This is a genomic window from Marivivens sp. LCG002, assembly GCF_030264275.1.
Classification (GTDB): Bacteria; Pseudomonadota; Alphaproteobacteria; order Rhodobacterales; family Rhodobacteraceae; genus Marivivens.
The window spans coordinates 142848-167998 of the sequence record NZ_CP127166.1; the positions used below are offsets into that span (position 1 = coordinate 142848).

The following is a 25151-nucleotide window of genomic DNA, read 5'->3' on the forward strand; positions in this document are numbered from 1 at the left end:
CGCTGGCTGAGGGTATGCCCTCAGCCGTTCCAAGAACTAAATCACAGCATGCCAAAGCTCGATATAGACAGCGCTTTCATCATCGGCCGGAGCGAACGCGGTTCCGAAAAGGACCATGTCGCCCAACGTTTGGTGAGGGCCGAACGGAGCTTCGAATTCGGCTTTCGTGCGCCCGTGATAGCTTCCGTCGGGCTGGGGTGACATTCGCCCTGAGTTATGCACCATGACTATCGTTCCATCGTCAAGCTGCAGAAAATAGCGCGCTTCTATCTCATAGGTGCCATCAGCAAGCCTTCGGGCGAAATCCGCACCCCCGGGCAGGATCTTGGCCCGCCATGTTTCGGCAATGGCCTCGCCTCCCGTGATCGGGAAAAGCGCCCGTCCAGTCCCGCGTGTGGTTTCGAATTCGGTAGGCGCGGCAATATCCGCACGTATCGAGCAAAGACGCCTCAGGCGCGGCGCTCCGGGAGACGAGGCCGCGCCGAGGGTCGTGACATCAGGGCACTCAGTGCTCATATGTCACCCGACCGTCAAAGACTGTTAGATCAACATGCATCGCGCCGATCTGGTCGAAAGGCGTGCTTTCAATATCGCCGGAAAGAAGGGCAAGGTCTGCCTTGAGACCCTTGCGGATCATACCAGTGAGGTTTTCTGCATAGCCGACATAGGCCCCGTTGCGGGTATAGGCGGCTAGAACATCATGCAGATCGATCCTCTCGTCGGCTTGGCTTGCCGCCCAGGTTTTTCGGGTCATTGCTGCCTGAATCCCACTGAGTGGACAGATCGACACAATCGGCCAGTCTGAAGAAAACGCCAATGTCGCGCCGGTCTCGGCAATGCTGCGCCATGCATAGGCGAGACGCGCGCGCTCAGGGCCGATGCCTTGTGTTGTTTCATCCTCTTTGATCGGGGCATGGGGCGGTTGCATCGACGCGACGACCCCAAGTTCAGCAAAGCGACGAAGATCGTCGGGATGCAGCATTTCAACATGTTCGATGCGGTGACGCCTGTCCCTTGGGCCATTGGTCTTTGCCGCTGCTTCATAGCCGTCAAGGGCAAGCCGCACTGCAGCGTCACCGATCGCATGGATCGCGATTTGCATACCGCGACGGTCGATCTCGATCGCTGCGGCGATAAAGTTCTCGCGCGTAAAGAGCATATCCCCACAATGCCCCTCGCGGTTCGAATAGGGTTCGAGCATCGCCGCAGTGCCACTCGCGATAACGCCATCAAGAAAGATTTTCACAAAGCCGCAATTGAGCGTTTCGCCTTGGAAATCTCGGGTCATCGCCGAAGCTCGGTCAAGCTCGGACAAGTCCATCTCAGCGGTAAGGTGAAGCGGCACTCTGATGCGGGAAATAAGATCCCCCTCGGCCTCTATCTCGCGCAAAATTTCGAGCATGTAGCGGTTGCCGTCCATATTATGCATCGTCGTAATGCCATGACGCGCAGCGTGCCGTATTCCAACTTTGAGCGTTTCGCGATCCTCGCGCCGCTCGGCATCGGTCGGGGGCACGGGTGGCTCGATACCTGACATGCCGTGGGATTCCCGCCCGCCGACATTGCGTAGATCCATAACGGGGAGCATGGCGAGCTTTTCGTGTAATTCACCCGTCGCAAGACCGTCAGAACCCATGACGACCTCGTTACCGCGCGGAAGTTCGCGGCCATGTAGGAGACCGGCCGCTTCGAGCGCCGCTGTATTTGCCCAAGCGGTATGAAAGTCATAGGCCATGATCATCAAAGGGCGATCCGGGCAAATTTCATCGAGAATATGGCGCGTGAGAGGATGGTCCGGCGCAATTATTCCGTATCCCGCCCCCTGGCCCAGAAGAAGTGTCAAATGCGGGTGCTTGGCGGCGTAATCCCGAACGGCTTGGGTCAGCGCCGTTTTGCCACTCACACGATCTGCGCGGATAACTGTTTCATTATAGCCGCCCATAAACAGGTGCACGTGGGATTCGATAAACCCCGGTAAGAGCGTGCGACCGTTGCCATCGAGATGACGCGTCACGGGGCCCGAAAATGCGATGATTTCTGCGTCGGAACCGACTGCGATAATTCTATCATCTTTAACCGCAACCGCTGTGGCGCGGGGCGAATTCGGGTCCATCGTCAAGACGCTTGCATTGGTGACAATCAGGCTGGCGCTCATCCGAGCTCTCCTTGTTTGCGCAAATAAGCTGCGGCGAGTGTGGTTTCATCAAAAACAAGATTCAAAAGAGGCGTGACACGCTCGGCCAGCATCTTTTCGTGGTCCGCCAAAGTCATTTCGGGGTCCGTAATCAAGGTCAGATAGCAAGGCATCCAAAGGTCATGGAGAAGCGTGGCGAAGTGCCCGATATCGAGCGATGTGCCCGCGCGCGTGACAAGCTCATAAGGCCGAAGACGGTCTTCGATTGCACCAATGAGAAGGAGTGTCGTGCTCCGGAAACGCGTGGAAAGCTCGGTTTGGGGCCGACGGATGGCCGAAGCTTCTGCATATCGCCAGATGCGCCGCGTCGCGATGGCGAGCGTTTCCTGCGAAATCTCGGTAAGAAAATCCAGAATAATCTCGGACAGTGGAACACCTTCAAGGCGTGGACGTCGCGAGCCTTGGTCCCGTTTGGCCTGTGTGCCTTCTTCTACGATGGCGACCAGGATTCCATCCTTCGATCCAAAATAATTGAACACAGTCGGCGCCGAAACATCACAGGCTTCGGCGATATCCGAAATCGTCGTCGCGTCGACGCCCTTGGTCTCAAAGAGCTCGATTGCCGCTGCCATTATTTCCTCGCGGCGACGCGCCTTTTTTCGATCCCGAAGCCCGGGTTCTGCATCTTTGGGCATCTGTCTCTCTTCCGTAGGGAAAGTTTTTATCCTCTTAAAATTTTTATTGACTAAAAAATTTGTGTCAATAACTTTTGATCAAACTTCTAGGTAGGCGACCATGCTTGAAATCAAATCGCTGGCGAAAACATTCGGTTTTGGATCGAGTGCGTTTGACGCGCTCCGCTCCATCGACATCGCGATTGAAGAAGGAGAGTTTTTCACACTTCTGGGCCCATCAGGGTGTGGGAAAACAACTTTGCTGAGGATCATCGCGGGCTTTGAGCACCCGACTGGCGGCCAATTGATTTTGGACGGTTCCGATATTGCGACAACCCCGCCGAACCGACGCCCGGTGAATACCGTGTTTCAAAGTTACGCGCTCTTTCCGCATATGACTGTCGCGGAAAACGTGGCCTTCGGCCTTGAGGCGCGCGGGGAAAACCCTTCGGCAATCGCGCCTCGGGTAAAGGAAATGCTCGAAATCGTGCAGATGTCGCATCTCAGCGACCGCAAGAGCAACCAACTGTCGGGAGGCCAGCAGCAACGCGTGGCCTTGGCACGTGCTCTTGCCCCACGACCGCGTATTCTGCTTTTGGACGAGCCACTTTCAGCGCTCGATCTGAAACTTCGCAAACAGATGCAGGTCGAACTGAAACGGCTCCAGCGAGAACTGGGACTGACTTTCATCTTTGTCACACATGATCAGGACGAAGCTTTGACCATGTCGGACCGTATTGCGGTGATGGAAGGGGGCACACTCCAACAAGTTGCCGATCCGCGGACCCTTTATGATCGACCAGCGAACCGTTTCGTCGCCGAATTCATCGGGGATGCCAATTTCCTTGACGCAACACTGACGGACGGAACTGTGACGCTCTCCGGTGGCGCAAAGGCGGCGGCTCCTTCTGGAACAACAGCAAAGGGTCAAGTCACCGTTATGATACGTCCCGAGCAGATCGTTATCGGAGCAGGGCCTCCTGAGGCGATCGCACTTGAAGGGATCATCGAGACATTGGTGTTCTCGGGCACCGATACCCATGTCAGCATTCGTTTGCAGGACGGGGCGCGACTTGGCCTGAGGGCGCAGAACACCGCACACGCGGGGACGGAGTTGAAAGAGGGACAAAAGCTTCAAGTCGCCCTTCCGATGACCGCGATACGCATCTTGCCGAAAGGCCAAGCAGATGTCGGGTAAACTTTCCTCAAGAGACCAAGCCCTTTTCAAGGCAGAAACGCAACGTCGCTGGTCCCTTGCTCTCCCCGCGCTCGCAGTGATCGTTCTTCTGTCGATACTGCCTCTTTTTATCATGGTCGCCTATTCCTTCATGACTGCAGGGCAATATGGCGGCGTAACCTCTGGCTTTTCACTGGATGGCTGGATTGCGGTTTTCTTTGAACGCGACTTTTTCGATGACAGTCTGATCCCTGCGACGGCACATCTTGCGATCCTCGGGCGGTCGGTGGGCTTGGCTTTTGCGACAACGCTCTTGACGGCACTATTCGGAATTCCGACGGCTTGGTTCATTGCCACCCGACATCCCTCGGCCAGAGCGTTCTGGATGTTCCTCATCACGGTGCCGTTCTGGACCAACCTCCTCGTCCGCACCATTGCGATACAAGAGGTGATCCGCGCAGATGGGACGATCAACCGGGCATTGATGGGACTTGGGCTGATCGATGAACCTTTGCAAATGATGTTCACCAACGGCGCGGTGCTCTTGGGGATGACCTATGTCTTCCTGCCGCTCATGGTTTTGCCTGTTTATTCCGCTATCGAGCGCTTCGATTTCAGATTGGCCGAGGCGGCCTATGATCTCTATGCATCCCGTTTCCACTGCCTGCGCAAGGTCGTTCTTCCACTCATGTGGCCGGGGATCGTTGCCGGGTCGATCCTCGTTTTTATTCCCGCCCTAGGCGCCTATGTCACGCCGCGCCTCATGGGCGGCGGCCGCGCGATGATGTGGGGTAACCTGATCGATCTTCAATTCGGTCAGGGCAGAAACTGGCCACTCGGAGCGGCCTTGTCGATCACTCTTACGCTTGTCGTTCTGGTCGCACTCGTTTGGTATGCGCGGCGCGATGCAAGGGGGGAACGAGCCGATGGCTAAGCATCGTTTTGAAGTCTCTTTCTTTCCCGGCGTCACGATCATTGCGATGACCACCTTTCTTGCTCTCTATATCCCTGTCCTCATCCTTGTGATCAACGCGTTCAACGGCGGGGAAACTGCAAGCAGTTGGGAAGGCGCATCGCTGAGATGGTTCACTGCCGCCTTTGAAAATGAAGCGTTTCGCCGCGCTGCTTACAACTCGTTGCTCGTAGCCTCGATTGCGGCCATCCTCTCGACCACTTTTGCGACAATGGCAGCTATGGCTGTGACACGTGGACGCCCGTTCAAAGGGCAGGGCGGTATCTTTGTCATCATCAATCAACCGTTGCTAGTTCCCGAGATCGTCTTTGCCATTGCGCTGATGATTGTTCTTTCACAGATCAAGCAAGCCACAGGCTATCAGGGGCTTGGCTATATAATTGCGGCGCATACGACCTTTTGCATTCCATTCGCATTCTTGCCGATCCGGGCACGGCTTTCGGGAATGGATCTTACGTTGGAAACCGCGGCGATGGACCTCTATGCGAGCCGCTTTTACACCTTTCGGCGTGTGACACTGCCGCTATTGGCGCCCGGAATTCTTGCCGGCTTTATGTTGGCGTTCGTTGTGTCGCTCGACAACGTCGTGGTCAGCAGTCTTGTCAAATCACCAGGGCAGGAAACTCTGCCAACCTATTTGATGAGCGAGCTTCGCCGCAATCTCACATCGGAAATCTACGCAATTTCAGCCTTGTTGCTGTTTGCGAGCATCTCTGTCGTCGCGGCCTCTGGGCTCCTCACGCGCACTAGAAATTAACCAATAAGAAACTGCCAAACCCTATCCAACCTCGGAGGCTACAATGAAACTTTCCCCTTCTCGTACAGCTCTTCTTGCCGGGCTTGCGCTACTTGCACAGCCTGCATTCGCAGAAGGCAAATTGAACATTTACAACTTCGGGCTCTACACCCCTCCCGAGCTCTTGGAGAAATTCGTAGAGACCTATGATGTCGAAGTTTCTTTGACCGACTTCGCCGCGAACGAAGAAGCCATCGCGCGTATCCAAGCTGGCGGTCACGGCATGGACGTGGTTGTTGTAAGCGGCTACTTCATCCCCGCCTATGTGGAGCAAGGTCTTTTGATGGAGGTTAATGCTCCAGCGATGGAGAATTTTGCCAATGTTGCCGACGAATGGAAGTCGATCCCGACCGACCCCGAGCGCAAATATACTGTGCCTTGGGTTTGGGGAACGACAGGCGTCATGGTGAACACCAAGGTCTATGATGGCGACATCAATACGGCGGCTATTTTCCTCGAGCCGCCTGAAGAGCTCAAAGGCAGCATCAACCTTGTGCCTTCGATGAACGACACCATTGATATGACACTACGTTATATCGGGGCAGAACCCTGCACGACCGACCGCGAAAGTCTCAGCAAGGCACGTGATCTTTTGTTGGCCGCCAAAGAAAACTGGGCCTCCGTCGACTATCCTTCGTTCGAAAAATTCATCAACGAAGATCTGAATGCCTCTATCTTCTGGAGCGGCGCCGCCGCCCGTGTGCGTGGCCTGAACGAGGGTTTCGCCTATGGCTGGCCTGCAACGGGTTACATGCAGTGGATGGATCACGTCGCGGTTCTGTCAGACGCCTCCAATGCCGAAAATGCAAAGCTCTTCATGAATTTCATCATGGATCCAGAGAATGCGGCGATGATCTCGAACTATACGATGTACAATAACGGCATTGCAGGTTCCGAACCCTTTATGGACCCGGCTTTGGTGTCGGCGCCAGAACTTGCGGTTCCCGACGAACTCAAGTCGGCCGCAATCGAACAGACTCTTTGCGCTCCCGAAGCACAAGACCTTTACACACGGATCTGGACCGAGCTCACCCGATAAATTCAAGGGATGGCTGATTAGTCATCCCCGTCCAGATCACTGTCGGACGTAAGACCATAGCGCCGCATCTTGTCATTCAGGGTGCGGCGCGGAATACCGAGCGTTTCCGAAGCGCGAAGCGTGTTCCCATGGTGCGCGTCCAATGCGGCAGCAATTTCACGGGCCTCGAATTCGGCGACGCGGTCCGCAAGAGACTGCGGGCTCTCGCGGGCGACAGTCGTTCCCGAAATGTCGAAAAGCCCCAATGCAAAAGCCTCGGCGCTTGCTTTCAATTCACGCACATTCCCTGTCCATGCAAGGCGCTTGAGTTTTTGCTGAATTGTCCAAGGGATTTCAGGATCGGCTCGACCATATCTGCGCGCAGCCAAATGCGCATAATGCGAGAAAATAAGTGGGATGTCTTCTCCAGCTTCGCGCAAAGTCGGCGCCGCAAGCTCTGTTCCCGCCAGTCTGAAATAAAGATCGGGCCGAAAATCTTTGACCTGCCTCAATGGAGATTTCGTCGTCGCAATCACCCTGATGTCGAGAGGACGAGGCGTGGTTTCACCAATCCTTTCCACTGCCCGTTCCTGAAGCACCCGAAGCAGTTTGGGCTGAATTGAGGGAGGCATCGACTCGACCTCGTCCAAAAGGAGCGTCCCACCGTTTGCGGCTTCGAGTTTGCCTTCGCGCCCACTTGCATCATGGGCAAATACGCCCGACCCATGCCCGAAGAGCACCACCTCGGCCATCGTTTCAGAGAGCGCTGCGCAATTGAGCGCGACAAAGGGACCCTTGGAGCGCGCGCTCTCCGCGTGGATTGCTCGGGCTGCAAGCTCTTTACCTGTTCCCGTCTCTCCCAAGATAACCACGTCGAGATCAACGGAGGCCAGTTCCGAAATCCGTGCCCGAAAGGCCCGCATTGCGCGCGAACGTCCAAGGAGCCGAACATCTTCTCGCTCGCACAAGACCCCTTGGAGACGTGCCACTTCGCGCTTTGCTGCCTCGGCCTCGAGTGTGCGACGGATCACCGAGAGCAGGTGGGTCGAGTCATACGGTTTTTCAAGAAAGTCCTCGGCGCCCGCACGAATGGCTTCGACGGCATGAACGACATCGCCATGCCCGGTCAAAATTACGACCGGAACCCCGATTGATTTTTCGCGAAGTGCGCGGATCAGCGCGATCCCGTCCATTTCAGGCATACGCAAGTCGCTGACCACCATATCGGGCAGGGGCGAAATTTCTGCAAGAAGATCGCGCGCGGCGGAAAACGAACGGATCTCATATCCTGCCGCTTCGACAAGATCGGCCAAAGCCGAAAGGTGGTCGAGGTCGTCGTCAACGATATAGATCGTGCCCGTCATGCAGTTTCGTTCTCCTGCGTGGCAAGAGGGAGTGTCACCGTAACCTGAGTTCCCGATTGCTCTATGGAGTGAATATCAAGCTCTCCCGAGAAATCGGCAAGGATTACCCTGCAAATAGATAGCCCAAGACCGAGACCTTCGCCTGTCTGCTTTGTGGAAAAGAAAGGATCTGCGACCCGAGGCAAGTCGGCGTCTTTGATCCCTGTGCCGTTATCGGTGACTGTAAACACCGCCTTGGGTCCGATTTTTTCCAGATTGATCCTGATCTTTGGGTCGGGCGTCGTCTCCAGAGCATCAAGCGCATTGAGCAGAAGATTAGTGACCACCTGTTCGATGCGGACATTGCCCGCCATGACGTAAACCGCTTCGGTGGGCAGCTCGAGAAGAGGCTTTACCCCGACAGCGCGCGCCCTCGGGAGAACGAGTTCAATCGCGGACCTCAGGGGTGTGCGCAGGTCGATCAGGCTCAGCTCGACCGTGTCCTTGCGCGCAAAACTCTTGAGATGTTTCGTCGTTCTTTGCATGCGGCGGATCATATCGCGCGCCTTGACGATGCGCCCGCTGGTTTTCCGATCATCCTTGCCAAGGCCAATCTCGGCGGCGGACAACGAAGCCTCCATTGCGGCCAGAGGCTGGCTTATCTCATGCACGATTGCAGCGGACATGCGGCCCATCGCAGCCATCTTTTCAGTATGGATCATAACCTCTTGAGCGGTCCGAAGATCGGTCTCTGCCTGCTTTCGCGCCTCGACCTCTCTGGCAAGTTCTGCTGTGCGGGCGACCACCATCGCTTCGAGTTTTTCAGACTGAGACAGACGCATCGCAATAATCTGGCGGCGCTGCTCAAGGCTTTTGAGTGAAGCCGCGACCGCAAGACCTGCCATGGCCGCGAGCGCGGCCCAACCAAATGCGATAAGGTAAAGCCCTTGCATAGGACGGGCGGCAAAGACCTGTCCACGCGTTGCGGCAACTGGTCCAAGGCGCGCGATCCATGTGTCACCTTGCGCATTTTCACCCTCGGGTGGGCGGGTGAAAAGCGGCTCGACTTCGGCGATGTCCACACCCTCATAGGCGCGTGTCTCGAGCAAGAAGGACAAGGTATCCTTGGAGAGGGGAACCAGAGGGCGATACTGCCATTCGGGGCGTGCAGACAAAAACACCATCCCGAATTCATCGGCCAATCCGACATCGGCTTTGGCAACCCGCCAGGTTTGTTGGAGCGGACGCAAATCGAGTTTGACCACCATAACGCCCTCTTTGCCTTCGAACTCGACCCGAGAGGACAAAAAGTAACCCGGAATACCCGTCGTCACGCCGATGGCGTAAAGCTGGCCTTTGCCAAAGGCGAGCGCATCTTGGAAGTAGGGGCGGAAAGCGTAGTTTTGTCCAACAAAGCTCCCCGGTTCCTTCCAGTTCGATGCCGCAATGGTTTTGCCAGAGGCGTCGATCAGGAAAAGCTCATCGGCTCCCGCATGATCCGCGATCATTTCAAGATATTCATTTGCGGCATCAAGCGAGCCTGTGCCTGCCAATGCCTGACGGACGCGGGCGTCTTCTGCTGCAACGGCGGGGAGGGCGCGCAATCGGTCGATTTCCGCGCCGACCGCACGGGTCGTCAGAAGAAGGGTCTGGTCAAGTTCGGCACGCGCTGCTCGGAGCAGCGTGGAATAGGAAACGAACCAAGCCAGAGCAGCCGCAAAAAAGGCAAAGAGAAGCGCGCGCGCCATGTTCACCTCGGCAAAGAAGGGACGCGTGCAATGCACGCGTCCCCGATGTGGTTTAGTTTCATGCGGCGACCTCGGGGGTCCCGCTTCCTCTGGACTGATGCCAGTTCAGCGCGAGCAGAGCCACCACGAGCGCCGCCCCCACAAACTCGATCGTGAGCGAGGGCCAGAACAAGCCAATGATCCCCGGAAGCAAGAGTATACGCATCCAGATCTGCATGGGTCGGAACAGGAAGCCTTCGAGCACGCCCGCAAAGGCGACGAGCCCGAGGATTGCGATCGCTCCGCTCCAGAGCACCATCGGCAGCGGACCACCAAGGATGATTTCCTCGTTGAAAACCATAAACAGCGGAATGAGATAGAGACCCTTGGCGTATTTCCATGCCTGAACACTCGTCTCCATCGGTTTGGACCCCGCAATGGCCGCACCTGCAAAGCCTGCCAGTGCCACAGGCGGCGTCACGTTGCTGTCTTGCGAATACCAGAAGACCAGCAAATGCGCTATCAAAAGCGGCACGCCAAATTCTTCTGTCAGGGCAGGACCCACGAGGATTATCAACACGATATAAGCGGCGGTCACGGGCAGCCCCATGCCGAGGATCAGGCTCGCGATGACGACAAGGACAAGCGCAAGGACAAGGTTTCCGCCAGAAAACGCGATCATCATTGCCGAGAACTTCAGCCCTAGACCCGTCAAGCCGACCACGCCGACAATGATACCCGCAACTGCACAGGCCATTGAAACAGCTACAGCGTTACGTGCACCGAGTTCCAACGCCTCGAGCGAAAGGACGAAACCGCGACGGCACAGCGCAATAAAGCCGTTCATCGTGGGGCCAGAGCCTGCAAATGTCCAAAGGGCGCGAGCAGAAGCGGCGACGATGATCGACAAAATCGCGTAAAAGCCGACGCGCATCGGAGAATAGCCAGCGACAAGCATCGCAACCAAGGCCACAAGCGGAAGAAGGAAATGCCAGCCTTCCGCCAGAACCGTTTTGGTGCGCGGCAATTCGGACGCAGGGAGACCTGTCATGCCTTGTTTCACGGCTGCGATGTGGACCAGCAGATAGACAACTCCGAAGTAGAGGAAGGCAGGAAAAATAGAGACAAGAACGATGTCGACATACGGCACCCGCGTGAATTCCGACATCAAGAACGCCCCTGCACCCATCAGTGGGGGCATGATCTGGCCGCCTGTGCTCGCAGCCGCTTCAATACCGCCTGCCTGAGCAGGGCGGTAGCCGAGCTTTTTCATAAGCGGGATGGTAAACGCCCCAGTCGTCACCACGTTGGCAATGGCAGAACCCGAGATCGAACCCATGCCCGCAGAAGCGATAACAGCGGCCTTGGCGGGCCCACCACGGCTGCGACCCGTCGCAGCGTATGCAAGATCGATAAAGAACTTACCCGCGCCGGTGACTTCCAAAAACGCGCCAAAGAGCACGAAGATAAAGACAAAGGTCGCCGCAACCCCGAGCGGAATACCAAAGATACCTTCTGCACCGAGGGTCATCTGGCTTGCAACGCGCTCCAGCGAGTAGCCGCGGTGATTAAGGATACCGGGCATCCAGTCGGCGAGAAAGGTCAGTTCCCCACGAGAGCCCGCAAAGGCATAAGCGATGAAGAGCGCGCCTATGATTGTCATCCCGAGCCCGACCGCGCGGCGCGCACCTTCGAGGACGACGAGGACGCTCAAGATTCCCATCCAGACGTCAATCTGGCGTGGGAATACCTGATTGGCGATGGTGTCGATGTTGAGCGGCACCCACGCGCCCGCTGCAATCCCCGCAAGAATTAAAGGCCCATCGATGGCCCATCCGAGCGGACCGCGTGGTTTGTCGCGACCGAATGCCGGATAAATCAGGAAACACAACACCAGTATAAAACCGAGGTGTATGGGTCTTTGGAAAAAAAGGCCAAGTGGCTGAACGCCCGCTACCCATAGCTGAAAGAGCGATAGCGTGATCCCGATGACGACGATTGCACGCCGCACTAGGGGCGGTTGGGCTGGATGGTTGGGAGTCTGGACAGAGTCTGTTGTCATGGGACGTTCTTTCCAATCAGGGTGATGGTCACACGCTCATGCGCTGCGACCGCGGACAGGGACACGGTCCTGTCGCCGAATACGAGCCTGTGATCGACAAATCCTGCTCCGGGGCGGAGCACATAGGCATTGCCCGGGACAGGTTCGTTGATCTCTTTGATGATATAACCGCCTTGGCCGTCCGAAATCTGTTGCCCGCGACCAGGGATATGGTCGAGACCTGCGGCGAAATCGGGAAGGTGCGACCAAACTAGCACCATGTTTCCGTCGCGGTTCTGATAGCAGTCGGACACCTCAAACCCTTTGACCGAATGGTGCCACAATACGCACCATTCTTCCCCTTGAGACACGTCGAAACGAACGATCTCGTCGCCGTTTTCATGAAGTGCGACAAGCGTTTCCGCCCGAAGGGGAAGGGTAAGTGCGGCGAGGAGGAGGGCCGAAGCCACTCCTCCTACAACCGCTGAGGTCATGGGCGCAGGCGATCAGGCACGGTCGCGCCGATCTCTTCGAAGTAACGGATTGCGCCGGGGTGCAGCGGAACAGGTGTTGCGCTCAGAGTGAACTCGACCGTCGTCTGGTTCGCCGAAGGGTGCACGGCCTGCATTTCCGCGATGTTTTCGAACATTGCGCTGGTGATCGCATAGGCAAGATCATCAGACATCTCGGAGGATACGGTCAGAACGTTCGGAATACCCAAGACAGGGGTGTCCTGATCAACGCCGGTGTAAGTACCTCCGGGCAGGGTGGTCACGGCAAAGGTCGCGTCGGCTGCAGTCGCAGCTGCAAGCTCCGCTTCGCTCAGCGCAAGGATCACGATGTCTTGCGTGGTTGCGAGGTTGAGAATCGACGATGTCGGAGCGCCTACGGACCAGAAGCCCACGTCGATATCACCGTTGGCAAGAGCATCGGCGGTTTCATTGAAGTTCAAACGCTGCTCTTCGATATCGTCATAGGTGATACCGTTCGCGGCTAGAATGGCCGCCGAGTTGACTTCGGTGCCCGAACCGGGTGCACCGATGGACACGCGCTTGCCGCGCAGATCTTCGAGCGTTGTGATGCCGCTGTCCTTAAGCGCAACGATATGCACCATGTTGGCATAGAGCGATGCAATTCCGCGCACCATCGGCAATTGCTGGCCTTCGAAACGGCCCGTGCCGCTGTAGGCTTGATAGACGGTGTCGGCAAGACCGATGGCAAGGTCCGCGTCGCCTGTCGCGATGAGACCCATGTTTTCAACCGAAGCGCCTGTGACTTCTGCCGTCGCGGAATAGCCTTCGACATGGTTGTTGATAACCTCGGCCAAACCGCCGCCCATAGGGTAATAAACGCCACCCGTGCCGCCCGTGGCGATCGAGAGCTGTTCTTGCGCAAGAGTCGGTTGTGCAAATGAAGCTGCCATCAATGCGGCAGCGCCGATCAGGGCCTTGGGCCCGCGAATACCGGTGTAAAGCAATGTTTCCTCCCAGATTTCATGCTTGAACGTGTCGCCTCCGTTTTTCCTGCGACGCATTCAAAATATCAGGCAGCGCGCGAAACGCGGACTCGAATTTCCGCCCAAGGATGACTTCTGTCGCAATCCTTCGCCATGCCCGAAGCAGCATTTCGCCAACTTAGTGCTCTCAACCAAAACGCGACGGATGCAGTCGCACGATTTGGCCTACTGAAAGATCAGGCTGATTTCTGCTTCACTCAACAGTTTCCATTCGCCGGGACGCATACCCGCGGGCAGCGAAAGGCCGCCCAGACTTTCACGGTGCAGTTCTTCAACATGGTTACCAGTCGCCGCAAACATGCGCCGGACCTGATGATATCGCCCTTCAAAAACGCTGAGCAAGGCTTCGGTTTGCGAAAGGACTTCGAGCTCGGCAGGCGCCAGCGGCTTGTCCTCGCCCTCAAGCATCATTTGGCCAGAAGCAAACAGTTCGCCCTCGGTGCCGGTGAGAGGCCGCGCTAATTTCGCGCGATAGGTTTTTTTAACGTGCCGTTTGGGGCTTATGATGCGATGCAAAAGATCGCCATCATCCGTCAGCAGCAGAAGACCCGAGGTCTGTTTATCCAGACGACCGACACTCGAAATCATCGGCGTGCGCGACTTCCAACGACGGGGCAAAATATCATAGACCAACGCGCCGTCTTCCTTGTGGGAACACGTCATGCCCAACGGTTTGTTCAAAAGGAGGACCATACCCGCAACGGGATCAAGCGGTTCACCATCGATGGTCATACGGGTCGGCAAATCTTGGGTTACAGGGATGCGCTTGGTAACGTCCGAAAGCTCTCCACCATCAAGGATGATCCCACCGGCCTTGGCCAGTCGTGCCATCTCTTTACGTGAACCATATCCCATAGAGGACAACAGCTTGTCGACGCGCGAAGTTGTTATTCTGGACATTCTTTTGGTTCTTCAAAGTGCAGTTGAATGGCGAAGGGCGTCAACAATACGGAGCGTGATGTTCGTGCCGCTTGCATTGAAAGACCGCCGATAGACGAGCTACGCAGTTTATTAACTTTCCGACAGATTTAGAAGACACCGTTATTGTGATTGTCGGTCTTCGACGAAGGTCGCTTTGTCAACATCCATCGAGATTCACTGCATGTATTGGTGTTTGCAACTAAAGGCATCGCTAGTCCGAAGCGGCCAACCAAGTTGATCAAGCGCGGCAGTGATTGACGTATCAGGCAATAAAATCGCAAAACGCATAATCAATGTTATGTAAATTAAGAAAATTGAAGCAGTGGCCGAAGGATCTGCTTTTTCAAGCGTTTTAAGGGCGGGTTCCAGACCTTCTCTGCATGTGCGAAGATTTCACAAAAGCAATGAAGTAGTGGACCTTCCACCAGCATCATCCAGAGGAGTGTGAGCCTCGCCGCCCTTGAAAGATACAGTTGCTAGAGGATGACTTGGCTCATTGTCGAGTAGTGCTTAGCGTGCTCAACCATTCTCAGAGTCGCTTTTTCACCGAACCGCTTGGCAAGCGGGTATGACATTTCCGGCGGCGACCAAGTGTCGTTGGTCCCATGCCAGAGTTCTACCGGACATTGAACCAGGTCGATTGTCTCGCTCCAATCAGTGACATAGGCATTGATGAACGCGAGATATGCATCTGGTCGCCGCAGGAAGCACTCCTCAAGCGCCTGGTTCAGGCTGGCTTGGAATGCAGGATCTTCGAAAAGTGCTCTTTCTGCGGCACCACAGTTCCTGAAGAAAGCGCCAGCTGTCCGTTCTGGCGACCAACGGGTCATCAAACCTTGGAATACAGTCAACAGACGAAACAATTTCGGATGCGACATGGCGAGCTCAAACACAGGCTTACCAGCCATACCCTGAAGAAAATTCCCCATCGACAATCGCGCCGCGGGTGAAATGAGAACGAGCCGTGAGACAAAACCGGGACGTGTCGCGGCGATCTTGATCGCAGCCATACCGCCGATCGAAAACCCGACCAGAACTACCCCTCTATTGTGCGAAGCAATCACCTTGGAATGCAGCGCGTTGGAAAACGCTACATCAACGTCTTCTGGGGTATTGGCTAAAAGATCTACCGCAACAATATCTGCGTCGGGATTGACGTTAAGAAGCAAGGTGGCATCGGCTTTGCTTCCCGGCTTACCGTGACAAAAAATACTGGCTCCACCCGCGCGCTACCCACCTATTTATATAGAATTGCTTCAGGTTTTTGCATCTCAAAGATGCAACTAAAAGTCGATATAAGCCATCCCATTTAATTATTGGCGCCTGAATTGTCTGCACTCCAGGCCAAGGATGCAATTCAAATCGCAGCCACGCTGCTTGCTGTCCATGGCCAGATTGAAGAGCGCCAAATCACGATGCTGCATCGCATCGAATGTCGGCTTCGAGCCTATTGTGAAAGTTCCAGAAGATCGGAATACTATCTCTATGGACACATGCTCTCAGCCGAACTGTCAGTTTTGCCGCTCGAACGATTTGTTGATAGATCGACCCTAAGCAATCATGGAGCATTTCTTTATTCTGGGGTCAATTGAAGAACACAGACCCGATCAAGCGATTATAGTTCCACATCGGCATATCGAAACGCCGTTCGAGCTAAGTGCTGAAGAATGGTCGGAAATTGGGGACGCGCTTGCCTTTGTCAAAGACCGTTTAGACAAAAAATGTGCCAAAGGTTATGCCATCGGCTCGAATGTTGGGGCGGTTGCGGGTCAAGATGTGTTTCACGCTCATTTGCATGTGATAGGTCGTTTCAAAGGAGAAAGATCTGAGGGCTTGGGTATCCACACGTTGTTTAGATCAACAAGTTGACGAACGGCAGCATTGTCCCACACAGTGTGAGTTCGCTATGGTTGGAGAATTGCAGTTGCAGCGAATGTCTCCTCTGACGGGCCGCACCGCAGCGGTGTAAGGCCATGGCCAATGTCCGCAAAGGGCCAATACCAGACATTCGCTTCGACGTCCCAACGGCTAGCGAGGCGTAGACCGTGGGCACGGCAATTGTGGGCCTTGCTTCTAGGTGCGCATGTGGCTCAGGCCGCTGTGTCGGCTTTTCCCATGCGCAGGCGCACACGGGCTTCCGGCCCCCGTGGGTCCAGGACGTAAAGCTCTGGGCGCGCCGCCAGATAGGCTCGCCAGGTGCGTTCCGGAAAGGTGCTAATGCGCGTGCCATGCCGTGCATGCATCATCGGGCCAAGTGCCGCAATCCGCATACCTTCGCTCAGGCAACCTTGCTCGGTCATCAACGCCCGGATTTTTTTGTCCAATACGCCGTGGGGATCTGAGGCAGGCAGCTTTGGAACCGAAGCAAGATGCGGCGCCCCGATCTCCACGAAATCCGCGCAAGCTGCGCGGAAGGTCTGCGGTGTCTTGCCCTCACCCACGCCTGTGACCAAAGCCCCGTATTCCCGCAACCGAAGCGCCAGATGCGAAAAATCGCCATCAGAGCTCGCAATCACGAATTGATCTACCTCGTCGCGCAGCGCGAGTTCAACCGCGTCGAGCGCCAGCAGCAAATCCGAGGCATTTTTTCCCATCCCCGCGTGCATCAGGCGAAAGCCATGCACTGCGTGCCAATCGCTGGGACGTTGCGCATCGACATAGGCCCGTAACACTGTCGGTCGACCAAGCGCCGCCGCGACCTGCATAATTCGCGCCGCATGCTTGCCAGACAGATTGTCCCCGTCGATCAATACCGCAATAGCCCTCATCGCGCCCTCGTCTCTTAGATTTGCGCTAACCTGAGAGCGAAATGCGCCGAAAATCGGGCGAATCCGCGCCAGAGGTTGGGAAAGGGCATATCGTTGCCTTCTGAAGCAACGGGGAGCGGACTGTGCGGCTTCGGCACCACATTTACCGACTACCGACCTTGGCCGCCGGCATATGCTGCACCAAGACATGGACGACTGCTTCGGGGTATCGTCCCAACCAAGGTATGTTCGGGGCAGGAAGCCTTAACGGCGGGCGGTTATGACGTAGCGGTGCTCGCTTCGACGCATCAGCGATTTCCGCCAGCCGAACTGGCGCGCCTGAGCGCGGTGGATCGCGGTCAGGCGGGAGTCGATCCGCACCTCGGTGAATCCCGCTCGTCGCAGCAGATCAGCCACCGCTTCGGCGCGTGCGCCATTTGCGAAATGGACTTGGGACAGGATATCTTCGTGCCAGTTCCGCGCATGGGGATGGTGCGTTGAGGATGAACCAAACAGCTTTGTCAGCGCGCGGCTTAGCAGGCTTTTTTTCACGAAATCCCCGTCAACGATCAGCAGCATCCCGTCGGGCGCCAGAATGCGGCGCCATTCCTGGAACGCGGCCAGTGGATCGACCAGCGTCCAGACTAGATGGCGGGTGACGATCACATCCTGCGACCCCGAGGGGGCAGGGATTATCTCGGCATCGGCCTCGAGAAACGTGATGTCTGCGCCTGCGGTTTTTGCCTTGGCCCTTGCGCGGGCCAGCATAGGTTCGGCCCAATCCAGCCCTGTGACGCGGAATCCCATGTCGTGGCACAGCATCGCGATCTCGCCTGTGCCCGAGGCGAGGTCAAGCAAACGCCGCCCACGCGCGTCGCCCAAGTGCCTGAGAAATAGAGCAGTCCATGCTCGGCACTCATCCCCCTCCGCGATTTTATGACCCGGGTCATTGTCAAAGGTTTCCGCACGCGCCGACCAGTAGTCGCGGATTTCATCGCGGATATTGCGGTTACTGACCTGGTTCATAGCAAGCTCCAATTCTTGGTGGTGGCCCTAGTTGCAAATTTCTGACTAAAAAAGTCAAGAATAATTCTTGACTCTTTTTGTATGGTTTGATGAAAACACACGACATCAACCAACGAGGACAAAATGCAGACCTTCTTGAAACCGCTTTACCTTGGTGCAATGAGCTTGATCGCCCTGCCCGCCTTTGCCGAAACCGTCACCATCACCGACGTTGCAGGCCGCGAAGTGCAAATCGAAACGCCGGTCCAGCGTGTGATCCTTGGCGAGGGCCGCCAGTCCTTCTTTACCGCCGTTCTGGAACCGGAAAACCCGTTCCAGCGTGTCGTTGGCTGGCGCGACGATTTCGGCAAAGCGGATCCGGACAGCTTTGCCGCCTATACGGAAAAGTTTCCGCAAATCAATGAACTGCCCGCTTTTGGAGGATTTAAGGAAGGCACTTTCGACATCGAGCAGGCCGTGTCGCTGAACCCCGACGTGATGATCCTTAACCTTGAATCCAAAGCCGCCACCGACGAAGCCGGTTACGAGGAGAAACTTGCCGCCGTCGGCATTCCGATCGTTTACGTCGACTTCCGTGAAGATCCCTTTGCCCACACAACCCAGTCTATGGAAATCATCGGTGCACTATACGGCGAAGAAGACCGAGCGGCTGAGTTCAACGCCTTTTTCAACGAACAGGTCGCCAAGGTCACTGACGTGATCGCAGTTCAGCCAGATCTGGCTCGTCCGCTGGTTTTCGTCGAACGCGCTGGCGGTTATGCCGAGGATTGTTGCATGTCCTTTGGCGCCGCGAATTTTGGCGAGATGGTCGAGATCGCAGGTGGCACCAACATGGCGACTCCATTCATTCCCGGCACTTTCGGCACCGTGAACGCGGAACAGATCATCGCCTCGAACCCGGATATCGTCGTCGTGACCGGCGGCAACTGGGAAGCCTATGTTCCGGGCGGTGCATGGGTTGGCGTCGCGCCGGGTGCCGATATGGACGCGGCACGCGCCAAGCTGGCCGCGCTGACCGAACGCCCGGCCTTTACGGGTATCAAGGCCCTCGAAACGGGCAACGTCCACGCGATCTGGCACCAGTTCTATAACAATCCATACAGCTTTGTTGCGGTGCAGCAGCTGGCCAAGTGGATCCACCCCGAACTGTTCGCCGAATTAGACCCCGAAGCCACCCTTCGCGAATTGCACGATCGCTTCCTTCCGGTGCCATACCGCGAAGGCTACTGGGTTTCTCTGAACTAAAATGGTGCGGGGCGCTTTAGCGCCCTGCCTTGCCCAAGGGGGTGTCATGACCGATCTGACCGCAACACTGCCCGCCACGGGCTTTTCCTATCGCAAACTGGTGGCACGGCGGATTGTCGTTCTGTCTATGCTGTGCGCAGCGCTGCTCTTGTCTGTGGCAATCGACGTATCGCTTGGACCAGCGCGCTATCCGCTGGCTGACGTCATCCGAACGCTCCTGTTCCCGACAGAGGCCGAAATCCAGATCCGCGTCGTTGTCTGGGACATCCGTATGCCGATGGCCCTGCTCGCCGTCACAGTCGGTGCATGTTTGTCGCTGGCGGGCGCGCAGATGCAGACCATCCTGGCAAACCCCCTTGCCAGCCCATTCACATTGGGACTATCCGCCGCTGCCAGCTTTGGCGCAGCATTGGCAATGGTGCTGGGCGTAGCACTGGTTCCGGCGGCGCTCTCCATTATGGTTCCGATCAATGCCTTCGCGATGGCGATGCTCGCAGCGCTGTTGATCTTTGCCCTGTCCAGTATGCGCGGCGTGACGGTCGAAACCATCGTCCTTCTGGGGATCGCGCTGGTATTCACCTTCAATGCGGCGCTGGCATTATTGCAGTATTTCGCGTCCGAGCAGGCGCTGGCGGCCGTCGTGTTCTGGACCATGGGTAGCCTGACCAAAGCGACATGGAGCAAGGTCGCTGTCACCGCGATCATTCTGGTGGTCTGCGCCCCACTCTTCGCCCGACGCGCATGGTCGCTCACCGCGATCCGGCTGGGCGAAACACGCGCCGCCGCAATGGGCGTGCCTGTTCGCCGTATTCGGCTGGAAACACTCTTATTGGTGTCGCTGCTGGCCGCGGTCCCCGTGTCCTTTGTCGGCACGATCGGCTTTATCGGCATCGTCGGCCCGCATATCGCGCGGCTATTGCTGGGCGAGGATCAACGGTTCTTTCTGCCGGGTTCCATTCTCTCGGGCGCCCTGATGCTGTCGGCCACATCGGTGCTGTCCAAAGCCCTCCTTCCCGGAGCCGTGCTGCCCATCGGCATCATAACCGCATTGGTCGGCGTGCCGTTCTTTGCAACACTCATCCTCACCCGCGGTCGCAAATCATGATAACGCTTGCCCTTCAAAACGTCGAAGCCCGCTACGGGTCCAAAGTGATCTATGCGCAGGCCAATATGCCCTTGATTGAGGGCGGGGTTCTTACGGCCCTTGTCGGACCAAATGCTGCAGGGAAATCGACCCTGTTTCGCCGGATTGCGGGCCAATTACGCGGCAAAGGCACCGTCCGGATCACCGGTGCCGAACAGCAGGACCTGCGATATATGCCGCAAGACACCGGAATGGACGCCGCGCTCACAGTTTATGAAAGTGTCATCCTCGCGCTGAAACAGGGCTCGGGAGGTTGGAGCCTGTCCCCGATCGAATTACGAGCCGTCGACGATGTGTTAACCCGTTTGCGGATTGCCGATCTGGCCTGCGTAAACCTGACCGAACTGTCTGGCGGGCAAAGACAACTGGTGTCGATCGCGCAAACGCTAGTGACACAGCCAAAGGTGCTCTTGATGGATGAACCGACCTCGGCTCTCGATCTGTTCCGCCAGCACGAAGTTCTCGCCATTTTGCGTGATTACGTGTCCGAGACAGGCGCTGTTGCGATACTAGCGCTGCACGATCTGAACCAGGTAATGCGCCGCTGCACGCAGACCGTCGCGGTGGCAGGCGGTAAAATCATTGCGACAGGGCAAACGCTCGAGGTGTTGACACCAGACCTGATCCGCCGACTTTACGGCGTGACCGCACGGGTCGAATCCTGTTCTCGTGGCTGCCCCATGATGATCGTGGACGGAACTGCTATTGGCCACTAACCAACCATTGGCAGTCCTAGGAAGCTCCAACTTGGCGAAGCCGCGCTTCGACACGGTTTGACTTATTAACGCGGTTTGTGGCGGCCCAGAACGGTCTATGGCCGAGGCACTCCATAAATGAACGCTCTTGAAAAGGGCTGCACAGTTTTCAACTCTGCAGCCCGTTTCAAATCAGTTCACTTTTGCCGCTAGCCAATTTTTCATAAGTTCAATTTCGCCGACCTGTGCTTTCATGATTTCCTCGGCAAGTTTGATCATTTCGGGGTCATCGCCATGGTCGAGCAGAACCTGCGCCATGTCGATGGCACCTTGATGATGCGCAAGCATGCCGCAAGCGAATGCGACATCTGGATCTTCATTCATCATACCTTGCTCCATGGCAGGCATGGTGATCATCATCTTTCGCATATTCTCCTGAACATGTTCAGGAGAGTTGCTGAGGTCTGCGCTGTCAGGCGCCAACATTTCATCACTATGGCCCATGGCTGAATGGTCCAATTCACCCATCGTGGAAGACGTGATGCACTGTTCGGGAAGCTGGAATTCAGTATCTTGAGCGAAAGCCGGCAGCGAGAATGCTGCCGCTGCGAGCGCTGATGCGACGGATAATTTCACAAAATTCATTTTGCGTTTTTCCTTGGAGATTGAGCGCTGAGGGTGCTTGAGCACACCCAACCAAGTCATAGATAATCCTTCCAGCAACCGGAGGGTCAAATACTAATGGATCACAGCCTCGAGAGCATCCAGACCGCCAGACTAATTACCTACGCTAGCCATTCATCACATCATTCAGTATTTGTTTTCCCAAATCTCCGCGTCGCGAACAACTGACGCAAGCGGCCGCATTTTAGAGCATTTAGGGCGGAAAGTGGACATTCGCGGCGTGGCACGCGAAGGTCAGCTTTCGTCTATCACTACCGAAGCAATTCCAATCCCGAACCCCAAGACGATTTAGCATGCCACCGAGGTCCAAGCGCGTTTCGGTGCGCTCTCGGAGTGAAAGCATTTCATTCCTTTTCATGGGTCCTGCTGGCTTGGAAAGCTCTTGCATCTTTGGACCATGAGGATCGGATATAGGCCAGTATCTCTAAAATCTGCCTTTCGGTCAGGACTTTTACGAATGCAGGCATGCCGCTATTGAAGTCAGGAATGCCGCGTGCGGCCAAGGCGCCCCGGCCGCCTAGGCGGGTGTATTCTACAAGAAGACCGGTGTCATGATGCCAAGTGTGACCACTTTCGTTATGTGGTGGCGCTGGCAGGATGCCGTCAGGGCCTGCACTCTTCCAATGCGGCTGCCCTTCCAGCGAAAGACCGTGACAGGCAGCGCAATTGTCCGCGTACAACTGCTTTCCAGCATCAAGGTCGGCATCTGCAAATTCGTGGTCAGCGAAAGCAGGGCCTGCCAAGGTGGCCCCGCAAATTCCGGCAATGAACACTAGTCGACCTGCACCCATGTTTTCATGCCTCCGACAGAATGGCTGAGCATATGACAATGGAGCATCCATCGCCCCCGGTTATCAAAAACGCAGAGGATGTCGCGCTTGGCGCCTGCTTGAACCAGCGTTGTGTCCCGCAAGTCGCCTAAGGAATCATCCTCGGCCAACTCGTAGAAATGGTGCCCGTGCAGATGGATGCCGTGGGCAAAGGCGGTGTCATTCACCAACGTGATCCTGACAGTTTCTCCGCGAGAAAGGGTGCCGAACGGAGCAGACTGCAAATCCGAGTTGTCGTTAAATGCCCAGATGTTATCGCCGCCGTGCCCGCGGGCCATCGCGCCGCCTTGCATTTTCAAGGTCAGATGTTGGCTGACCTTGTCCGGAACAGCAAACATGTTCGGTGGAAGAGGCGCAACAGGTGACGAGCGTTTTGGCACCTGGCCATCAATCATTAACGCGCCTAGAGCGAAGGTGTCTGAGTTAGACACCAGCAGAATCTCGACGGTGTCGCTGACATCTGCAATCACATCCGCCCGTTGCGCGGGGGCAAGGACCAATCCTGTCATGTCTCGCGGTGTGGCGAGAGGCATGCCGTCCAGAGCGACCACTTTGCCATCAATGCCCCGCAGTTCAAGCGGCATCACACGATCGACCGAGGCATTGATCAGCCGCAGCCTGATGCGCTGACCTTTTTGCAAAGCAACGTCCGGCAGGAATGCCTTGGCATAATTCCCAAGTCGCCCCGCGTGGGCAACGTCGTGCATATTGCCATAGTCATCGGCCAAAGCTCCTGTCTGATCGAACCGCCAGTCTGCAAGCATCGCAACGATGTCGTGATCGACATCCGGCTTTTCGTTTTCTTCGACGATGAACGGTCCCATCAATCCGCGCGCGACCTGTTCGTGTGACAGGTAATGCGAATGATACCAAAAGGTTCCCGCATCCGGAGCGCTGAACCGGTAGTCGAACGTCGCACCCGGATCGACGATGTCTTGCGTCAGCATCGGAACACCATCCATGTCGTTGCGCAGCCGGACACCATGCCAATGGACAGCAGTTCCTTCTGTAAGGTCGTTGCGCAGCCGGATGGAAAAGGTCTCGGCTTGCTTGACCCCGAGTGTGGGCCCGGGAACCGATCCGTTAAAACCAAGCAATTCGCTGGGCGGATAAGAACCCTCGGGTAGGATCTGCGTCGTTACAGTCTGGGCGACCAGATCGGGTGTGCCAGTCGCGAGCGAAACGCGCGGCGCCAATGTTGCCGCGATCGTGGACCAAAGGAAATCACGTCTTTTCATGTACTTTCTCACTCTGGCAGGGTGACAACACTGGTCAGCGTTGCAGTTGCCGCAAGCGTTGCAAGGATAAGCAGCGCTTCGATCCGGATGGATTTCGCAAGATGGCCTGCGGCTTGCGCGTTGCCAGCCATCATCGCAGGTACAAAGCGCAATTTGTTCGCTGCGGCGAGCAAAAGTACCAGCCCGACCAAGCCGATTTTGACCAGAATCGTCCGACCGTAAGCGCTCTGGAGTAGCGTTCCGAAGTCGCCGACCAACAGCCACGCCAAAATCCCGCCAGCGACAAGAAGCAGGGGGACAATCACGCTCGCCGCCACGCCGAACCGGTCCCCGAGGCGGGCAGCATCGGCAAGGCGTCCGTTTGATGTCGCTAAGTCATGCAGGGGCAGCAGGACACCGATCCAGAATGCGACGCCAAGTAAGTGAAGCAAGTGCAGCGTGCGTACCCATGTTTGATCCAGCGTCTGAACATGACCGATCTGGGCAAAGGACCAGAGCGCGACAATGCCGGCGCACAGGGAAACCCAATGGCCGATCATGGGAATTGCCAATCCTAGCAACATGATGGCTGCGGCCGAGCTTCGATAGTCCAGTACATCCGCGACAGGTGTTTGCCAAAGCAATCCCAGCATTTCAGGATCGACCATGCCGTCGACGCCACCGGTCAGCGCAGCGGCACGCAACAGATAACTGAACGCGGACGCAACAATCAGAAGTAGCGAAGAAATGGCAATCCCCCACCGCAACCGGTTGCGCACCGAGGTAACCTCTTGGGGGTAACAGACGCTGACCATTATCAGGCCTGTCCCGCATAGCACCCCGCCATAAAGCGCCAGTTTTGTGATGATCGCCGCAAATTCCCAAACGTCGATCATGGTCATTCTACAGTAAACGAAAACGAGCCCTGCAATGCATGACCGTCTTTGCCCAAAGCACGCCATTCGATCAGATATTCACCTGATCCGGCTTCTGGAAGCGGGAGGATAAAGTCACTACGGAATGTCTTTTGATCGCCTAGATCCAGCTTCACCGTGGTGCCGCCGTCATGGGTCATGTTGACCCGTGTCATTCTGATCTCTGACGCGAAATCGAACGTGATCTGAGCGGGTGCAGCGGCCAGAACTTCTTGGTTGGCCGGAGTGGTGCTGTCGACACTCGAATGAGCGGACGCGATGGTTGCCATAGTGGCGAATGCAAATGGAGCGATGATCTTTTTCATGAT

The 25151-nt window shown here is 56.3% G+C and carries 25 protein-coding genes; 8 read left to right on the forward strand and 17 right to left on the reverse strand.

The features are described from left to right. Window positions 1-36: 36 nt before the first annotated feature. The 3 genes from QQG91_RS15170 to QQG91_RS15180 are packed head-to-tail and all read right to left on the reverse strand — an operon-like array spanning window position 37 to window position 2829. Window positions 37-516, reverse strand: coding sequence for a DUF3237 domain-containing protein (locus QQG91_RS15170; protein ID WP_285772392.1), 480 nt, complete (start codon window positions 514-516; stop codon window positions 37-39). Beyond that, window positions 506-2155, reverse strand: a complete 1650-nt coding sequence (locus QQG91_RS15175) for an amidohydrolase (RefSeq protein ID WP_285772393.1) — start codon at window positions 2153-2155, stop codon at window positions 506-508. Before QQG91_RS15175 ends, QQG91_RS15170 begins: the two co-directional genes overlap by 11 nt. Next, a complete protein-coding gene (locus QQG91_RS15180) occupies window positions 2152-2829 on the reverse strand; it encodes a TetR/AcrR family transcriptional regulator (protein ID WP_285772394.1) in 678 nt (225 codons plus the stop codon). Before QQG91_RS15180 ends, QQG91_RS15175 begins: the two co-directional genes overlap by 4 nt. 100 nt (window positions 2830-2929) lie before the next feature. Between QQG91_RS15180 and QQG91_RS15185 the strand changes: the two genes are divergently transcribed. The 4 genes from QQG91_RS15185 to QQG91_RS15200 are packed head-to-tail and all read left to right on the forward strand — an operon-like array spanning window position 2930 to window position 6793. Then, entirely contained in the window at window positions 2930-4006 is a 1077-nt protein-coding gene (locus QQG91_RS15185) for an ABC transporter ATP-binding protein (RefSeq protein ID WP_285772395.1), read from the forward strand. Further along, window positions 3996-4919, forward strand: coding sequence for an ABC transporter permease (locus QQG91_RS15190; RefSeq protein WP_285772396.1), 924 nt, complete (start codon window positions 3996-3998; stop codon window positions 4917-4919). The genes QQG91_RS15185 and QQG91_RS15190 overlap by 11 nt, the downstream gene beginning before the upstream one ends. Further along, complete coding sequence (locus QQG91_RS15195; RefSeq protein WP_285772397.1) at window positions 4912-5715, forward strand: ABC transporter permease; 804 nt, start codon at window positions 4912-4914, stop codon at window positions 5713-5715. The genes QQG91_RS15190 and QQG91_RS15195 overlap by 8 nt, the downstream gene beginning before the upstream one ends. A gap of 43 nt (window positions 5716-5758) precedes the next feature. Then, window positions 5759-6793: an extracellular solute-binding protein gene (locus QQG91_RS15200; protein ID WP_285772398.1), complete on the forward strand. Its 1035-nt coding sequence runs from the start codon at window positions 5759-5761 to the stop codon at window positions 6791-6793. Window positions 6794-6810: 17 nt separating this feature from the next. Here the strand turns inward: QQG91_RS15200 and QQG91_RS15205 are convergent, their stop codons facing one another. The 7 genes from QQG91_RS15205 to QQG91_RS15235 all read right to left on the reverse strand — a co-directional run bounded on the left by QQG91_RS15205 (window position 6811) and on the right by QQG91_RS15235 (window position 15531). After that, on the reverse strand, window positions 6811-8136 hold the full coding sequence (locus QQG91_RS15205) for a sigma-54-dependent transcriptional regulator (RefSeq protein ID WP_285772399.1): 1326 nt from the start codon (window positions 8134-8136) through the stop codon (window positions 6811-6813). Further along, window positions 8133-9899 carry a sensor histidine kinase gene (locus tag QQG91_RS15210; RefSeq protein WP_285772400.1) on the reverse strand — a complete coding sequence of 589 codons (1767 nt, stop codon included), beginning with the start codon at window positions 9897-9899 and terminating at the stop codon, window positions 8133-8135. Before QQG91_RS15210 ends, QQG91_RS15205 begins: the two co-directional genes overlap by 4 nt. A gap of 22 nt (window positions 9900-9921) precedes the next feature. Then, window positions 9922-11904: a TRAP transporter permease gene (locus QQG91_RS15215; RefSeq protein WP_285772401.1), complete on the reverse strand. Its 1983-nt coding sequence runs from the start codon at window positions 11902-11904 to the stop codon at window positions 9922-9924. Then, window positions 11901-12353, reverse strand: a complete 453-nt coding sequence (locus QQG91_RS15220; protein ID WP_285772402.1) for a DUF1850 domain-containing protein — start codon at window positions 12351-12353, stop codon at window positions 11901-11903. The genes QQG91_RS15215 and QQG91_RS15220 overlap by 4 nt, the downstream gene beginning before the upstream one ends. 20 nt (window positions 12354-12373) lie before the next feature. Continuing rightward, complete coding sequence (locus QQG91_RS15225; RefSeq protein WP_285772403.1) at window positions 12374-13417, reverse strand: TAXI family TRAP transporter solute-binding subunit; 1044 nt, start codon at window positions 13415-13417, stop codon at window positions 12374-12376. A gap of 147 nt (window positions 13418-13564) precedes the next feature. After that, window positions 13565-14299 (reverse strand): pseudouridine synthase, encoded by a 735-nt coding sequence (locus tag QQG91_RS15230; RefSeq protein ID WP_285772404.1) that lies wholly within the window; start codon window positions 14297-14299, stop codon window positions 13565-13567. A 497-nt stretch (window positions 14300-14796) separates the two neighbouring features. After that, on the reverse strand, window positions 14797-15531 hold the full coding sequence (locus QQG91_RS15235) for an alpha/beta fold hydrolase (RefSeq protein ID WP_352232135.1): 735 nt from the start codon (window positions 15529-15531) through the stop codon (window positions 14797-14799). 349 nt (window positions 15532-15880) lie between these two features. On the opposite strand from QQG91_RS15235, the gene QQG91_RS15240 reads away from it, so the two are divergent. Next, window positions 15881-16189, forward strand: a complete 309-nt coding sequence (locus tag QQG91_RS15240) for an HIT family protein (protein WP_285772406.1) — start codon at window positions 15881-15883, stop codon at window positions 16187-16189. Between the two features lie 221 nt (window positions 16190-16410). Here QQG91_RS15240 and QQG91_RS15245 read toward each other — a convergent pair whose 3' ends face one another. Further along, window positions 16411-17088, reverse strand: a complete 678-nt coding sequence (locus tag QQG91_RS15245) for an NYN domain-containing protein (protein WP_285772407.1) — start codon at window positions 17086-17088, stop codon at window positions 16411-16413. A gap of 243 nt (window positions 17089-17331) precedes the next feature. Next, window positions 17332-18093 carry a class I SAM-dependent methyltransferase gene (locus QQG91_RS15250; RefSeq protein ID WP_285772408.1) on the reverse strand — a complete coding sequence of 254 codons (762 nt, stop codon included), beginning with the start codon at window positions 18091-18093 and terminating at the stop codon, window positions 17332-17334. Window positions 18094-18216: 123 nt separating this feature from the next. On the opposite strand from QQG91_RS15250, the gene QQG91_RS15255 reads away from it, so the two are divergent. From QQG91_RS15255 to QQG91_RS15265, 3 genes are read left to right on the forward strand one after another with little or no spacing between them, the layout of a single operon-like run. Continuing rightward, complete coding sequence (locus QQG91_RS15255) at window positions 18217-19338, forward strand: ABC transporter substrate-binding protein (RefSeq protein ID WP_285772409.1); 1122 nt, start codon at window positions 18217-18219, stop codon at window positions 19336-19338. 46 nt (window positions 19339-19384) lie between these two features. Then, window positions 19385-20443, forward strand: coding sequence for a FecCD family ABC transporter permease (locus QQG91_RS15260; RefSeq protein ID WP_285772410.1), 1059 nt, complete (start codon window positions 19385-19387; stop codon window positions 20441-20443). Continuing rightward, on the forward strand, window positions 20440-21198 hold the full coding sequence (locus tag QQG91_RS15265; protein WP_285772411.1) for an ABC transporter ATP-binding protein: 759 nt from the start codon (window positions 20440-20442) through the stop codon (window positions 21196-21198). The genes QQG91_RS15260 and QQG91_RS15265 overlap by 4 nt, the downstream gene beginning before the upstream one ends. A 171-nt stretch (window positions 21199-21369) precedes the next feature. On the opposite strand, the gene copM is transcribed toward QQG91_RS15265, so the two are convergent. From copM to QQG91_RS15290, 5 genes are all read right to left on the reverse strand, one after another. After that, entirely contained in the window at window positions 21370-21882 is a 513-nt protein-coding gene (gene copM, locus QQG91_RS15270) for a CopM family metallochaperone (protein WP_285772412.1), read from the reverse strand. Between the two features lie 323 nt (window positions 21883-22205). Beyond that, the gene (locus QQG91_RS15275; protein WP_285772413.1) at window positions 22206-22634 is read right to left on the reverse strand and encodes a c-type cytochrome; all 429 of its coding nucleotides are present in this window, start codon (window positions 22632-22634) and stop codon (window positions 22206-22208) included. Further along, the gene (locus tag QQG91_RS15280) at window positions 22634-23929 is read right to left on the reverse strand and encodes a multicopper oxidase family protein (RefSeq protein WP_285772414.1); all 1296 of its coding nucleotides are present in this window, start codon (window positions 23927-23929) and stop codon (window positions 22634-22636) included. Before QQG91_RS15280 ends, QQG91_RS15275 begins: the two co-directional genes overlap by 1 nt. Window positions 23930-23937: 8 nt before the next feature. Continuing rightward, entirely contained in the window at window positions 23938-24804 is an 867-nt protein-coding gene (locus tag QQG91_RS15285; protein WP_285772415.1) for a CopD family protein, read from the reverse strand. Window positions 24805-24806: 2 nt separating this feature from the next. After that, window positions 24807-25148, reverse strand: a complete 342-nt coding sequence (locus QQG91_RS15290; protein ID WP_285772416.1) for a copper resistance CopC family protein — start codon at window positions 25146-25148, stop codon at window positions 24807-24809. Between the last annotated feature and the right edge of the window lie 3 nt (window positions 25149-25151).